We start from the raw sequence: 13,919 nt of genomic DNA on the forward strand, positions 1-13,919 counted from the left end.
CCGTTGACCTGTGCCGGTTCATGTCGGTCCTGACTCCAGGCAGCAGCAAGTCGCACTCATCTACCCGCTACGCACTCCGACGATTAGCCGCTAGAATCGGGTCAAACCTATTAGAGAGGCTCATGAATGCTTCGGGAAAACGCCACCGACTTGCTCGCATTCCTCGCTGTTGCGCGTGAGCGAAGCTTTACCAAGGCCGCCGGCAAACTCGGGGTTTCCCAGTCGGCACTGAGCCATACGATTCGTGCCCTGGAAGCACGACTAGGCCTGCGCCTGCTGACCCGCACCACGCGCAGCGTATCGCCTACCGAGGCGGGTCAGCGCTTGATGGAAACTGTTGGCCCGCACTTTGAAGAAATCGAATTCGAACTGGCGGCGCTGAGCGATCTACGCGATACACCGGCAGGCAAAATCCGCATCAATGCCATGGACCATGCGCTGGAGTTCATCCTGTGGCCGGTCCTCAAACCGTTCCTCGCCACGTACCCGGACATCTCGGTGGAGGTCTGCTGCGACTATGGTTTTGTCGATATCGCCGCACACGGTTTCGATGCCGGTGTGCGCTTGGGCGAAGATGTGGCGCAAGGCATGATCGCAACCCGGATCGGGCCGGACATGCGGATGGCGGTAGTGGGGTCCCCGGCCTACTTTGCCGACCGCGCATTACCCGAAACGCCGCGCGATCTGACCGGGCATCAATGTAACAACCTGCGGCTGCCTACCAACGGCGGCTTGTACACCTGGGAATTTAAAAAAGACCAGGAAAGCCTGAATGTCCGAGTGTCGGGCCAAGTCACCTTCGATGGCGTTTACCAACTGCGCAAAGCGGCACTGGATGGCTTCGGGTTGAGCTACATCCCCGAAGACCTCGTGGCACCTCATCTTGCGGACGGTCGACTGGTACAGGTGCTGGAAGACTGGAGCGCACCGTTTTCCGGCTTTCACCTCTACTACCCCAGCCGGCGCCAAGCCTCGCCGGCATTTGCGTTATTGCTGGAGGCGTTGCGTTATCGCGGCTGACGCCAGCCTGAGCCCGCTGACGAATGCCGGCATGACCGATGTCGACCCTCGCGACACCGGTGACGGATCGAGGATGGTCAACGTGGGGTCGGCCCTTAGCGCTGATTGGCACGCTTGAGCGTTTCGCTCGGCAACTCGTTGAACAGCGCCCGATAGCTGCTGGAAAAGCGCCCTAAATGCCAGAACGACCAATTCATCGCCACTTCAGCAACAGTGGTTTCGTTGGGGGTTCGGCTGAGCAGTTCACGGTGAGCGCTGTTGAGCCTGCGCAGACGCAACCAATGGGTCGGCGTCATCCCGGTGAAGGCCTTGAACGCGTGCTGCAACTGGCGCAATGAAACGCCAGCGACCTGAGAAAGCTCCAGCAGATTGATCGTTTCTTCAGGGGAATCGGCCGCCCACTCGCCGATGCGTTTCATGATCGCGCGCTCTTCGGTGCGGCGCTGCAAGCCACCCCGGTCAAGGCACACGCAGGCGTTGTCGAGGATGTACAGACAGTCCTCCAGCAACTGCTGCGTCAACGCTTCCTTGCTCGGTGGGTCGAGGGTTTCTCCCAGGCGGGTCAGCGTGCCGCTCAGCCAGCGGCTGAACAAGGCATTCTGTCCAGAGTTCAGTGGCGACAGGAACAACCCTTCCAGCCGTTCCACATCCAAACCCTGGCGCTGAACGAACTCCGGGCCGAACACCACGGCGATTTCCTGGTAGTTCTCGGGGGTTATCCAGATATTGCGGCTTTCGCCATTGAGCAGGTAAAGCGCGTTGTCGCTGCGATCGAAACAGAACGCCAGTGACCCTTCGGGCGCACTGAAATTCTGCTCGACCCGGGTGTTCATCTGCTCTTCGTAGATCTCCACGCCTTGCAAGTCCAGATAGCGCACACGCCCGGCGAAATGCCCCGGCGACATTTGCTGGTAGTGCTGAACCCAACCCGGTGTGGCGCGGATTTGCTCGGCGACATCTTCGGTGTTGAACGCTTGAACCTGGATCGGACTGGACGCTGACATGGGTGACCTTACGCACTCGTTTGGTGCGTTTTGGTGCTGCTTAAAGTGGATAGATGGAACCGTAAGGCTCGCCCAAGATAGTCGTCAACGCGTCTCAGGGGAAGAGTGCGGTGGATGAAACCGCCCTCCCCGACGTTAATAAAACCAATAACGAGGTCTTTATGAATGTCCCTTTCGATCAGCTGTTCACTTGGCTGAAAGATCACAAGATTACCGAAGTCGAGTGTGTGGTCAGCGACTTGACCGGCATTGCACGCGGCAAGATTGCACCCACTAACAAATTCCTGCATGAGCGAGGCATGCGCCTGCCGGAAAGTGTGCTTTTGCAAACGGTAACCGGGGACTTTGTCGATGACGACATCTACTACGACCTGCTCGACCCGGCCGACATCGACATGGTCTGCAAGCCGGATCCTGATGCGGTGTACGTCATTCCTTGGGCCATCGAACCGACCGCCATCGTCATCCACGACACCTTTGACAAGTTCGGCAACCCGATTGAATTGTCGCCGCGCAACGTGCTGAAGAAGGTGTTGCAGTTGTACACCGACAAAGGCTGGAGGCCGATTGTCGCGCCGGAGATGGAGTTTTACCTGACCCAGCGTTGCGAAGACCCGGATTTGCCACTCAAGGCGCCGTTGGGCCGCTCGGGCCGCGCCGAAAGCGGCCGTCAGTCGTTTTCCATCGACGCTGCCAACGAGTTCGACCCGCTGTTCGAAGACGTCTACGACTGGTGTGAACTGCAGGGCCTGGACCTCGACACCTTGATCCACGAAGACGGCCCGGCGCAGATGGAAATCAACTTCCGTCACGGCGACGCGCTCGACCTGGCGGACCAGATCACCGTGTTCAAGCGCACCCTGCGCGAAGCTGCGCTCAAACACAACGTTGCGGCGACGTTCATGGCCAAGCCGATTGGCGATGAGCCCGGCAGCGCCATGCACATCCACCAGAGCGTGGTCGACATCGCTACCGGGTTGCCGATCTTCGCCGACGCGGAGGGCAACATGAGCGAGCTGTTCCTGCACCATATCGGTGGTCTGCAAAAGTACATCCCTAAAGTACTGCCGATGTTTGCGCCCAACGTGAACTCGTTCCGCCGCTTCCTGCCGGACACGTCGGCACCGGTCAACGTCGAATGGGGCGAAGAAAACCGCACCGTCGGATTGCGTGTACCGACGTCGTCGCCTGATGCGATGCGCGTGGAAAACCGCTTGCCGGGTGCCGATGCCAACCCGTACCTGGCGATTGCCGCGAGCCTGCTGTGCGGGTATCTGGGCATGGTCGAGCGTGTCGAACCGAGCGCTGCGGTACAGGGCCGCGCCTATGAGCGCCGCAACTTGCGCTTGCCAATCACCATCGAAGACGCCCTGACCCAGATGGAAGAGTGCGACACCGTCGAGCGTTACCTGGGCAGCAAGTTTGTGCGTGGTTATGTCGCGGTCAAGCGCGCGGAGCACGAGAATTTCAAGCGGGTGATCAGCTCCTGGGAGCGTGAGTTCCTGATGATGAGCGTCTAAGACCTGGTTTGCCTGCGCCGGCCTCTTCGCGAGCCTGCTCGCGGAGGCGGCCACCAGAACACCAAAGCAACTCCGGAAGAATCCAATAATTAGAAGAGGTGTCGATATGCGTCTATTGAAATCCATGGTTCCGGTCGCGCTGGCGGCAATGTTCAGCGCCGGCGTGCAGGCTCAGCCACAGGTCAGTGTCTATAACTGGACCGATTACATCGGCGAAACCACCCTCGCCGACTTTCAGGCCAAAACCGGGATCAAGGTGATCTACGACGTATTCGACTCCAACGAAACCCTGGAAGGCAAACTGCTCGCGGGCCGCACGGGTTACGACGTGGTGGTGCCGTCCAACCACTTCCTTGCACGTCAGGTGAAAGCCGGCGCGTTCCTGAAACTCGACCACGAACAACTGCCAAACTTCAAGAACCTCGACCCGAAACTGTTGGCGCTGCTGGAAAAGAACGACCCGCAAAACGCCCACTCGGTGCCGTACCTGTGGGGCACCAACGGCATCGGCTACAACGTCGACAAAGTCAAGCAAGTACTGGGCGTCGATCACATCGATTCGTGGGCCGTGCTGTTCGAACCGGAAAACATCAAAAAGCTCAGCCAGTGCGGCGTGTCGATGATGGACTCGGCGGATGAAGTGTTCCCGGCGATCCTCAATTACATGGGCATGGACCCTCGCAGCGAAAACCCCGAAGACTTCAAAAAGGCCGAAGCCAAGCTGTTGGCCATCCGCCCTTACATCACCTATTTCCATTCATCCAAGTATGTGTCGGACCTGGCCAACGGCGACATTTGCGTGGCCTTCGGCTATTCGGGTGACGTGTTCCAGGCCGCGAACCGCGCCAAGGAAGCCAAGAACGGTGTGAACATCGCTTACGCCATTCCCAAGGAAGGCAGCAACTTGTGGTTCGACTTGCTGGCCGTTCCCGCCGACGCCAGCAACCCAAAAGAAGCCTACGCGTTCATCAACTACCTGCTGGACCCACAAGTAATTGCCAAGGTCAGCGCGTCAGTCGGTTATGCAAACCCGAACCCGCCCGCCAAGGAATTCATGGACCCGGAGCTGGTGAACAATCCTGAGGTGTACCCATCGCAGGCCGTCCTCGACAAACTCTACATTTCGACCACCCCGCCCCAGGCGATCATGCGTTTGATGACCCGTTCCTGGAGCAAAGTGAAGTCCAACAAATGACTCAGTACAGCAACGAACACACCCATTCCTACTACGCCGCGTCGGCCAAGAGCCTGACACCGCGTCCCACGCTGAGCTCGGACCTGACGGCCGATGTCTGCGTGATCGGCGGCGGCTTCACCGGCGTTAACACGGCCATCGAACTGGCACAGCGCGGGCTCTCGGTCATTGTGCTGGAGGCCCGGCGGATTGGCTGGGGCGCCAGCGGACGCAACGGCGGCCAGTTGATTCGCGGCATCGGCCATGACGTCAGCGGGTTTGCCAAACATGTCGGTGCCGAAGGTGTGCGCTATATGGAACGTGCAGGCGTCGAGTCGGTGCAACTGGTAGGCAACCGAATCCGCGAACACGTCATCGACTGCGACCTGCGCTGGGGCTTCTGCGAACTGGCCAACACGCCGGCGCAATTTTCCGGGCTGAAGGCCGAACACGCGCAACTGATTGCGTCGGGCTACGCCCATGAAACCCGTCTGGTCGAACCCGGGCAGATCCGCGAGCAGGTGGTGAACTCCGGCGTGTATGCCGGTGGTCTGGTGGACATGGGCTCGGGCCACTTGCACCCGTTGAACCTGGTCCTCGGCGAAGCCAGCGTCGCGCAATCCCTCGGCGTGCAGATCTTCGAACAGAGCCCGGTGCTGGAGCTGATCCATGGCAGTACTGTGCAGGTACGCTGCGCCGGCGGCACCGTGCGTGCCGGCAGCCTGGTACTGGCCTGCAACGCCCATCTGGAAGAACTCGAACCCAAGCTGAGCGGCAAGGTGCTGCCGGCGGGCAGCTACATCATCGCCACCGAACCTTTGTCAGAAGAAGCGGCAGCGAAACTGATCCCGCATAACGTCGCGCTGTGCGACCAGAAAGTCGGCCTCGATTACTACCGGCTCTCGGCGGACCGGCGCTTGCTATTCGGCGGTGCCTGCCATTACTCCGGTCGCGATCCGGCGGACATCGCCGCCTACATGCGCCCGCAAATGCTCAAGGTGTTCCCGCAATTGGCGAATGTGCGGATCGACTACCAATGGGGCGGCATGATCGGCATTTCGGCCAATCGTTTCCCCCAGGTCGGGCGCTTGAGCCAGCACCCGAACGTGTTCTACGCCCAGGGCTATTCCGGCCATGGCCTGAACGTCACCCATTGGTGCGCCAAACTGTTGGGCGAAGCCATCCATGCCGGGCACAGCCAGGGCTTCGATGTGTTCAGCGCCGTGCCGCACATGACCTTCCCCGGCGGCCGCGCCTTGCGCTCGCCACTGCTGGCGCTGGGTATGCTCTGGTACCGGATGCGGGAAATGTTGGGCTAACGGCGTGCGGCGGGTGAAGAGACGCCCGGCATCAGGCGTAACTCGCTACCGCCCCACCGCCGCTTCAATCGCTGCGATATCGATCTTGCCCATTTGCATCATGGCCTCGAACGCGCGCTTGGCCACCGCTTGATCAGGATCGGTGACCGCAGCCGTCAATACACGCGGTGTGATCTGCCACGACAAACCCCACTTGTCCTGGCACCAGCCGCAGACGTTTTCCGTGCCGCCGTTGCTGACAATTGCGTTCCACAGACGGTCCGTTTCAGCTTGGTCATCGGTCGCGACCTGGAACGAAAAGGCTTGGTTATGCTTGATCCCCGACCCGCCGTTCAAGCCGAGACACGGTATCCCCATCACCGTGAACTCCACCGTCAAGACATCGCCTTGCTTGCCCGCCGGATAGTCGCCGGGCGCACGGTGAACGGCACCCACCGAACTGTCGGGAAACGTCTGGGCATAGAAGGTTGCAGCGTCCAGCGCGGCGCCGTCGTACCAAAGACAAATTGTGTTTTTGCTGATCATCTGGATTCTCCTGGATGGGAACTCAAAGGTGCATTTTAGCAGCGCTGATGTCTGCGACCAGGCGGCAACGCATTAACCGACGTTCGACGCGGACCACCCATGAGCGAACCCCGCCGTTATGCAGCGGTCACAACCAATGATGGCATCGCAACTGACCCGCGGCCCAAGGCCTCATATATTCAGGCGCGACGCTTGCAACCCAACCTTTCAGGGTGCGCCGGATAACGTCAGCAAGCCCGGTTCCTGCCGGACGCAGGTACTGACTGCTGATCCCATCCAAGCTCCCTTTCCCGGAGTACGGAAATGACACAATCAATGCGCTTCTTCCTCTCGATCTTCCTCGCGACCGCCTCATTGGCCTCGGCGAGCTTGCTCAATACCGCGGGTGCGGCCACCGCCGAGGATTTGAATGCCGATGCTCGGCAAGAGTTGAAAATCCTCTACAAATCCACCCCAGCGGCCGAAACCCTTTCAAAACAGGCAAAAGCGATCCTGGTCTTCCCGAAAATCATCAAGGCCGGCCTGGTCTTCGGCGGTAGTTATGGTGAAGGCGTGTTAATCGAAGGCACGAAAATCGATAAGTATTACAACTCCGTCAGCGGGTCATGGGGGTTGCAGGCCGGCGCCCAATCGTATGGCTATGTGGTGTTCCTGATGACCGACAAAGCGGTGAAATACCTCGCCGAAACCAAGGGCTGGGAAATCGGTGTAGGGCCAACGGTTGTTGTAGTGGATGAAGGGATTGCGAAGAACCTGTCCAGCTCGACGCTGAAAGATGACGCGTACGCGTTCATTACCGACCAGCAAGGCTTGATGGCCGGCGTCAGCATCGAAGGCACGAAGATTTCCCAGATCAAACGCTGAAACCGGCGGTTTGGTTGAATGTCAGCATGCCCTTCGACGATGACATTCCAGGTCGATTCCTGCCCACTGAGCCGGCAGGAATCGACCCTGAAGTGGCAGAGCAGCAGGGTGTCGCTTGGCAGTCTTCAAAATGATGCTGTAACGATGGCCCCCCTCGCCAAGAGCCCACGCAAATAAGTCCTCGCCCTGAGATTCCCGTCTGGCAAGCCAGATAAGTAGCTAGCTATTTGTTAACGAAAGTCTGAAGTATTCATTTGAACTTTCAGATTCTTTCGCCGCACCGCCTGTGCCTAACATCGGCGCCACCGTGAACCAGCCTTGGTGTCGCTCAGTGGGTCAGATTACGCAGACGTCCGGATCCAAAGTCCTTTGCCGCCGCTGTCCATTGATTGCTGATTGGCTTGGCGCCATCGAAGTGCTTTTGCAATAGGCCCTGGGATTTTTGAGGATCACCGATGAAGCTGGAAATTTTCCGCACGCTGTGGGGTTACACCGCCAGCAAAGCTCAGGCACTCGAGGAGTTGCTGCAAGCGGGCTTTGATGGCATGGAAGCACGCCTGCCACTGAACGCCCGTGAACGCGCTGAGTTTGGTGCCTTTCTCCGGGCCAATCGCCTGGGCTATATCAGCACCGTCTTCACCGCGTATGACGTGCTGCCGGACCAGTCGGCAACCCCGGCCGTCCACCTTGATGACCTTGATCAGAAACTCGCCTGGGCTGCCGAACTGCGCCCACGTTTCGTCAACGTGCTGGCGGGCAATGACCGCTGGTCCTTGCCGCAACAAGTCGAGTTCTTCGGTCAGGCGCTGGAACTGGCGCGCAAGCACGGCCAGATCTGCAGTTTCGAAACCCATCGCTCACGTTCGCTGTTCAACCCTTGGGTGACCCTGGAATTGATCCGGCAACTGCCCGATCTGTTATTCACCAGTGATATCAGCCATTGGGTGGTGACCTGCGAGCGTCTGCTGAATGACCCGGCCGACGACCTCAGTGCTTTCATCGAGCGGGTTCACCATATCCAGGCCCGGGTCGGCTACGACCAGGGCCCGCAGGTACCGCACCCGGCGGCTCCCGAGTATGCAAAAGAACTGGCTTTCCATCAGCAGCACTGGGAAAGCATCTGGTGCTCGCAGCAGGCCCGCGGTTACCAGGTCAGCACCCTGACCCCGGAATTCGGCGCCGACGGCTACCTGCATCATTTGCCCTTCACCAACGTCCCGGTCGCCGACGTGTGGTCGTTGAACGTGTGGATGGGCCGGACCGAGCGCGAACACTTCGAGCGTTTCCACCACTCAAGCCATCCCTAGGGAGCCGATGCGTCATGCCTGACAATAAAAACAACAGCGCCAGCACTGACACGCACACAGCCAACTTCAATAGCATTCCGGTGGTGAACATCGCCGGCCTGTTCAGCTATGAACTGGAACACCGCTTGGCCGTGGCCGAACAATTGGGGCGCGCCGCCAGCGATGTCGGGTTCCTCTATATCACCGATCACGGCATCGACCCGCACTTGATCGCCAACCTGCGCAAGGCTGCCAAGGATTTTTTCGACCAGCCTTTCGACACCAAAATGCAGCACTACATCGGTACCTCGCAAACCCACAAAGGCTTTGTTCCCGAAGGCGAAGAGGTCTACTCCAAAGGCAAGCCGGACCACAAGGAAGCCTTTGACGTCGGCTTCGAAGTCCCGGCCGATGACCCGCTGGTGCTGGCCAACACTCCATTGCTGGGGCCTAACGACTGGCCACAACTGGCAGGTTTCAAGGCGTCAGTGCAGGCCTACTATGAAGCGATCTTCGCGTTGGGCCGGCGCCTGTTTGGCGGCTTTGCCCTGACCCTGGGCCTGGAAGAAAACTATTTCGACAGCCTGGTCACCCGTCCGCCGTCCAAGCTGCGCCTGATTCACTACCCCTTCGACGGTGCCGCCCACGACGCACCGGGGCTTGGTGCGCATACTGATTATGAGTGCTTCACCATTCTCTTGGCCGATAAACCCGGTCTTGAGGTGATGAACAACCTTGGGCAATGGATCGATGCACCACCGATGGCCGATGCCTTTGTGGTCAACATCGGCGACATGCTGGAAGTGATGACGGCAGGCGCATTCGTTGCCACAGCACACCGGGTGCGCAGCGTGAAAGAGGAGCGCTATTCCTTTCCTCTGTTTTATGCCTGCGACTATCACACCCAAATCAAACCTCTGCCAGGGTTCGCCCAGGCAGGCAACGACTACGAAGAAATCACGATCGGCGAACACATGTATGGCCAAGCTCTGCAGACCTATCAGTATCTGCGTCAGAGGGTAGCCAATGGGGAAGTTCAACTGCCAGGCAAGGCACGTAAGCCCGCCAGTTTCGGACATTTGAAAAATCAGGCTCAACCGTCCTGATTGAAGTTTTCAGCGACACCCTTACCTACGCCGGAGTCAGTAAAAGATGAAAAACAATAAAAAGAACCTGTTGAGCTTGGCTGTATTGGCAGCCGGTATGCTCGGTGCCTCGGTGAGCATGGCTGCAACCGGTCCGTTCAAGGTCGGCATGGAAATCACCTATCCTCCGTTCGAGTCCTATGACAAGGACAAAAACGTGGTGGGTTCCGATCCTGAACTGGCGGCGGCACTGGCCAAGCACATGAACACCACGGTGGAGTTCGTCGACACCAAGTTCCCGAGTCTGATCCTGGGCTTGAACTCGGGCAAATACGACGCGGTCATTTCCGGCATGTACATCACGCCAGAGCGTCAGACTCAGGCCCAGACCATCGCCTATGCCAATACCGGTGCGGCAGTCATGGTGCCCAAGGGCAGCGAAATCAATGCGAAAAAACCTGAAGACCTGTGTGGTTTGAAACTGGGTCTGGAACAGGGGACCACCTGGGTCAAGGAATTCCGCAAACTGTCCGATGACTATTGCGTACCGAACAACAAAGGCGCCATCACCGTCAGCGAATACCCTTCGGCACCCGAAGTGACTCAAGCCCTGCTGTCCAGAAACATTCAGGCCCAGGTTGAAATCGCTGGCGCGGCAAAACTGATCGCGGAAAAGACCAACGGCCGAGTCGTCATCACCACCGATCACCCGATCTATCAGCAAACCCTGGGCATTTTCGTCAAGAAAGGCAACGAAGAAACCTTCCAGGCGGTGCAAAAGGCCTTCGAGGAGACCAAGAAGAGTGGTGAGTATGCCGCTATTCTTAAAAAATACGCCTTGGAAGAGCCGACCTCCCATTAAGAACCTGTCCTTGTAGTCTGGTCATCTGCCGCCCCTGCACGGGTCGGCAGATCGAGGTGCCCTATGCCATTCGATTGGTCGTATTTTTTCTCCCTGTTCTCCCTGCCGGACTTCTGGAACGCCTGCGTCACAGTGATCCAGCTCAGTGCCTTGGCCTGGTTCATCGGCATGCTGCTGGGTTTTCTTCTGGCCACGGCCAAGCTGTCCCCATCGCCCTTGTTGCGCATTCCCGCAGCAATTTACATCTGGTTTTTCCGCAGCATCCCGTTGCTGGTGCTGGTGGTGTTCGTCTACAACTTGCCGCAATTGTTTCCCGGTAGCGGCCCTATTCTTTCCAACCCCTTCTATTCCGGCTTGCTGGCCCTGGTGGTTACCGAAGCGGCGTACATGGCGGAAATCCATCGTGGCGGCCTGATTTCCGTGGCCAAGGGCCAGAAGGAAGCCGGGCGCGCGCTGGGCGTCGGTGTGTTCGGCATGCAACGCTTGATCGTCATCCCCCAGGCCTTCCGCATTTCGCTGCCCACCTTGATCAACGAATACATCACGGTGGTCAAGCTGACATCGCTGGTCTCGGTCATCTCTCTGACTGAAATCCTCACGGTCGGCCAACGCCTCTACGCCACCAACTTCCTGGTCATGGAAACCCTGGCGGCGGTAGGCGTCTACTACGTGTTGATCGTCACCGTATTCGGTTTTTTCCTGCAGCGCCTGGAGCGCTACCTGGACCTGAACTTTCGCAAGCCGCACACACTCGACGCGACGACTGTTGCCAGGTTCAAGGCCAGCGCCGAAGCCTTGCCCGACATCGCGCGCAAAGCCGCAGCCAGCAACACAACGCCGATTCTGCAACTGAACAACATCCAGAAGAGCTACGGCACACACAAAGTGCTGCTGGGGATCGACCTGAATGTCGAATACGGCCAGGTGGTCTCGATCATTGGGCCGTCCGGTTCCGGCAAGACGTCGCTGATCCGAACGGTCAACGGCCTGGAAAGCATCGATACCGGCGACATTTCGTTGTTCGGTGAAACATTCATCGAAGCGTCGGACAAGCCCGACAGTTCCCGCCTGCGCAAAGGCGTGCGGCACATCGGCATGGTGTTCCAGAACTTCAACCTGTTCCCGCACCGCACCATTCTCGACAACGTCACGCTGGCACCGCGTTACCATGGCCAGCCGGGCGAGCTGAGCGAACATCGTGCGTATGCGCTGCTGGACAAGGTCGGCCTGCTGGCCCACGCCCACAAGTACCCGCATCAGCTTTCCGGCGGGCAGCAACAGCGCGTGGCAATCGCCCGGGCCCTGGCCATGGAGCCGCAGATCATGCTGTTCGACGAGCCGACCTCGGCCCTCGACCCGGAACTGGTCAACGACGTGCTCAATGTGATCCGCGATTTGGCCAAGGAAGGCATGACCATGCTGATCGTGACCCACGAAATGGACTTTGCCATGTCGATCTCCGATCGCGTGATTTTCATGGAGAACGGCAACATTCAACTCGATGCCGCCCCTGAAACCATCCGGTTCGATGCCGAGGGCGAGCGAGTGCGGCGCTTCATGGGGATCGATGCTCAATCGCCAAACCGGTCCACAACGGTGGATCTCGCATGAACAGGCAATCACTTTCTTTGAGCTTTCTTCTTTCAGGACAACGCGCATGAATCTTGGAATAGCAGGACGCTGGGCGTTGGTGTGCGCCGCCAGCAAAGGCCTAGGTAAAGCCTGCGCACAGGCACTCGTCAGCGAAGGCGTGAACGTGGTGATTACGGCACGAGGCGAACAGGCGCTGAATGAAACAGCCCGTCAGCTCAGAGCGATCAATCCTGAGGTGACGGTCATCGCCGTGGCCGGGGACATTTCGACGCCTGAGGGGCGAACGGCCGCCCTTATGGCCCATGAGCATTTCGATATCTTGATCAACAACGCGGGAGGCCCTCCCCCCGGGGATTTCCGCGAATGGGATCGCGATGCATGGCTCAAGGCGCTGGATGCCAACATGCTCACCCCGATCGAGTTGATCAAGGCAACGGTAGACGGCATGGCGACACGCGGATTTGGCCGAATCATCAACATCACGTCGAGTGCCGTGAAGTCGCCTATCGAAAGCCTGGGCCTGTCCAATGGCGCGCGCAGTGGCCTGACGGGGTTCATCGCAGGGCTTTCCCGGCAAGAACACATTGCCAGTCGGAACGTGACAATCAACAACCTGCAACCGGGCTCCTTCGACACCGATCGACTGCGTGGCAATCTGGTCGCGGCGGCCGAGGACATGGGGCAAAACAGCGAGGCGTTCCTCGATGAATGCCGTAGCGAAATCCCTGCGAAACGCTTCGGCTCACCCGAGGAGTTCGGGGCGCTGTGTGCCTTCGTTTGCAGCCAGCATGCGGGTTACTTGACCGGGCAGAACCTGTTGATTGATGGCGGAGCGATTCGCTCCAGCCAATAACGACGCCTGCCAAAACGGGAGCGGACCTCGCGATGGGGGCCGTCCCGGCGCGAGATCCCCCTGCGCGTTGCTGGCGCTTAAACAACAAAAATTCCGCCTGTTTAAACGAAGTCTTCTGTTACTACCCAAAGGCTACAACGCCTTGCGCCATCGCCTACGGGTAAGACAGAATCCGCCGGCTTGTGCGTCTAGGTCCCCGTCGTTAACTTGATTCCTGTCACTGCCCATCAGTGATCGGGTCTGCAAGCCCGCCGGAATACCAGTCGCATAGCCCTGCCAACGGACGCTCGTTCATGTCCGCGAAATGGCGGCTTTGTGCGGGAGACCTTCGGGTCTGCCGGGTTCCTGGTTTCCCGGTCTTGCAGACCCGCACATAGCTGCCACCCATCATCTGCAAGTGATGCTGGTAGCTCCTAGTGAACAATCAGGAGTTTCACCATGGTCAAACCAACACCCAACCCACCGGAAACCGATCCGGCATCGCCCTACGAATCCCTCGATTCGAAAAAGCTCCACGAAGCGGCCGAACGCGCACTCGACCACTACCTCAACCCGGCCGCTCAAATAATGGCCAGCACCCACGAACCCGAACCGATGTTCCTCGCCAACCCGAAATGCGACACCGAATCCTTGCTGGTCAACGCCAGCGAGTCACTGGGCTCGGCGACCACCATGCTCAGCAATCTCGCGGCGTTACTGGACAATTCAAACCGCAAGACCCTGCTGGGGATTACCCAAGTGGTGATGTTGGGGGAATTGGCGGTGAATCAGGCGCTGGACAAGGTTGAAGTGAAGGCGTAATCACCCTCCTCTG

General features: G+C 58.8%; 13 protein-coding genes. 11 read left to right on the plus strand and 2 right to left on the minus strand.

From position 1 onward, the window contains the following. The first annotated feature begins 126 nt into the window (after window positions 1-126). Window positions 127-1,020, plus strand: a complete 894-nt coding sequence (locus tag NL116_RS16295) for a LysR family transcriptional regulator (protein ID WP_494373066.1) — start codon at window positions 127-129, stop codon at window positions 1,018-1,020. A 95-nt stretch (window positions 1,021-1,115) separates the two neighbouring features. Here NL116_RS16295 and NL116_RS16300 read toward each other — a convergent pair whose 3' ends face one another. Next, window positions 1,116-2,024: a helix-turn-helix domain-containing protein gene (locus NL116_RS16300; protein WP_494373067.1), complete on the minus strand. Its 909-nt coding sequence runs from the start codon at window positions 2,022-2,024 to the stop codon at window positions 1,116-1,118. A gap of 161 nt (window positions 2,025-2,185) precedes the next feature. Here NL116_RS16300 and NL116_RS16305 point away from each other — a divergent pair, with 161 nt between their 5' ends. The 3 genes from NL116_RS16305 to NL116_RS16315 all read left to right on the plus strand — a co-directional run bounded on the left by NL116_RS16305 (window position 2,186) and on the right by NL116_RS16315 (window position 6,037). Beyond that, window positions 2,186-3,544, plus strand: coding sequence for a glutamine synthetase family protein (locus NL116_RS16305; RefSeq protein ID WP_494373068.1), 1,359 nt, complete (start codon window positions 2,186-2,188; stop codon window positions 3,542-3,544). A 106-nt stretch (window positions 3,545-3,650) separates the two neighbouring features. Continuing rightward, window positions 3,651-4,739, plus strand: a complete 1,089-nt coding sequence (locus NL116_RS16310; protein ID WP_494373069.1) for a polyamine ABC transporter substrate-binding protein — start codon at window positions 3,651-3,653, stop codon at window positions 4,737-4,739. Next, the gene (locus NL116_RS16315) at window positions 4,736-6,037 is read left to right on the plus strand and encodes an NAD(P)/FAD-dependent oxidoreductase (RefSeq protein WP_494373070.1); all 1,302 of its coding nucleotides are present in this window, start codon (window positions 4,736-4,738) and stop codon (window positions 6,035-6,037) included. Before NL116_RS16310 ends, NL116_RS16315 begins: the two co-directional genes overlap by 4 nt. Before the next feature lie 45 nt (window positions 6,038-6,082). Here NL116_RS16315 and NL116_RS16320 read toward each other — a convergent pair whose 3' ends face one another. Further along, window positions 6,083-6,562 carry a VOC family protein gene (locus NL116_RS16320; protein WP_494373071.1) on the minus strand — a complete coding sequence of 160 codons (480 nt, stop codon included), beginning with the start codon at window positions 6,560-6,562 and terminating at the stop codon, window positions 6,083-6,085. A gap of 303 nt (window positions 6,563-6,865) precedes the next feature. Here NL116_RS16320 and NL116_RS16325 point away from each other — a divergent pair, with 303 nt between their 5' ends. From NL116_RS16325 to NL116_RS16355, 7 genes are all read left to right on the plus strand, one after another. After that, the gene (locus tag NL116_RS16325; protein ID WP_494373072.1) at window positions 6,866-7,426 is read left to right on the plus strand and encodes a lipid-binding SYLF domain-containing protein; all 561 of its coding nucleotides are present in this window, start codon (window positions 6,866-6,868) and stop codon (window positions 7,424-7,426) included. A 455-nt stretch (window positions 7,427-7,881) separates the two neighbouring features. Further along, window positions 7,882-8,733 (plus strand): sugar phosphate isomerase/epimerase family protein, encoded by an 852-nt coding sequence (locus NL116_RS16330; RefSeq protein ID WP_494373073.1) that lies wholly within the window; start codon window positions 7,882-7,884, stop codon window positions 8,731-8,733. Between the two features lie 14 nt (window positions 8,734-8,747). Next, entirely contained in the window at window positions 8,748-9,818 is a 1,071-nt protein-coding gene (locus tag NL116_RS16335) for an isopenicillin N synthase family dioxygenase (RefSeq protein ID WP_494373074.1), read from the plus strand. A gap of 46 nt (window positions 9,819-9,864) precedes the next feature. After that, complete coding sequence (locus NL116_RS16340) at window positions 9,865-10,659, plus strand: ABC transporter substrate-binding protein (protein ID WP_494373075.1); 795 nt, start codon at window positions 9,865-9,867, stop codon at window positions 10,657-10,659. A gap of 63 nt (window positions 10,660-10,722) precedes the next feature. Continuing rightward, complete coding sequence (locus NL116_RS16345; protein WP_494373076.1) at window positions 10,723-12,270, plus strand: amino acid ABC transporter permease/ATP-binding protein; 1,548 nt, start codon at window positions 10,723-10,725, stop codon at window positions 12,268-12,270. A gap of 46 nt (window positions 12,271-12,316) precedes the next feature. Further along, window positions 12,317-13,105: an SDR family oxidoreductase gene (locus NL116_RS16350; RefSeq protein ID WP_494373077.1), complete on the plus strand. Its 789-nt coding sequence runs from the start codon at window positions 12,317-12,319 to the stop codon at window positions 13,103-13,105. Window positions 13,106-13,543: 438 nt separating this feature from the next. Then, window positions 13,544-13,906, plus strand: a complete 363-nt coding sequence (locus tag NL116_RS16355) for a DUF6124 family protein (RefSeq protein ID WP_494373078.1) — start codon at window positions 13,544-13,546, stop codon at window positions 13,904-13,906. Window positions 13,907-13,919 lie beyond the last annotated feature (13 nt).

This window comes from Pseudomonas sp. FBCC-B1667 (assembly GCF_059133255.1).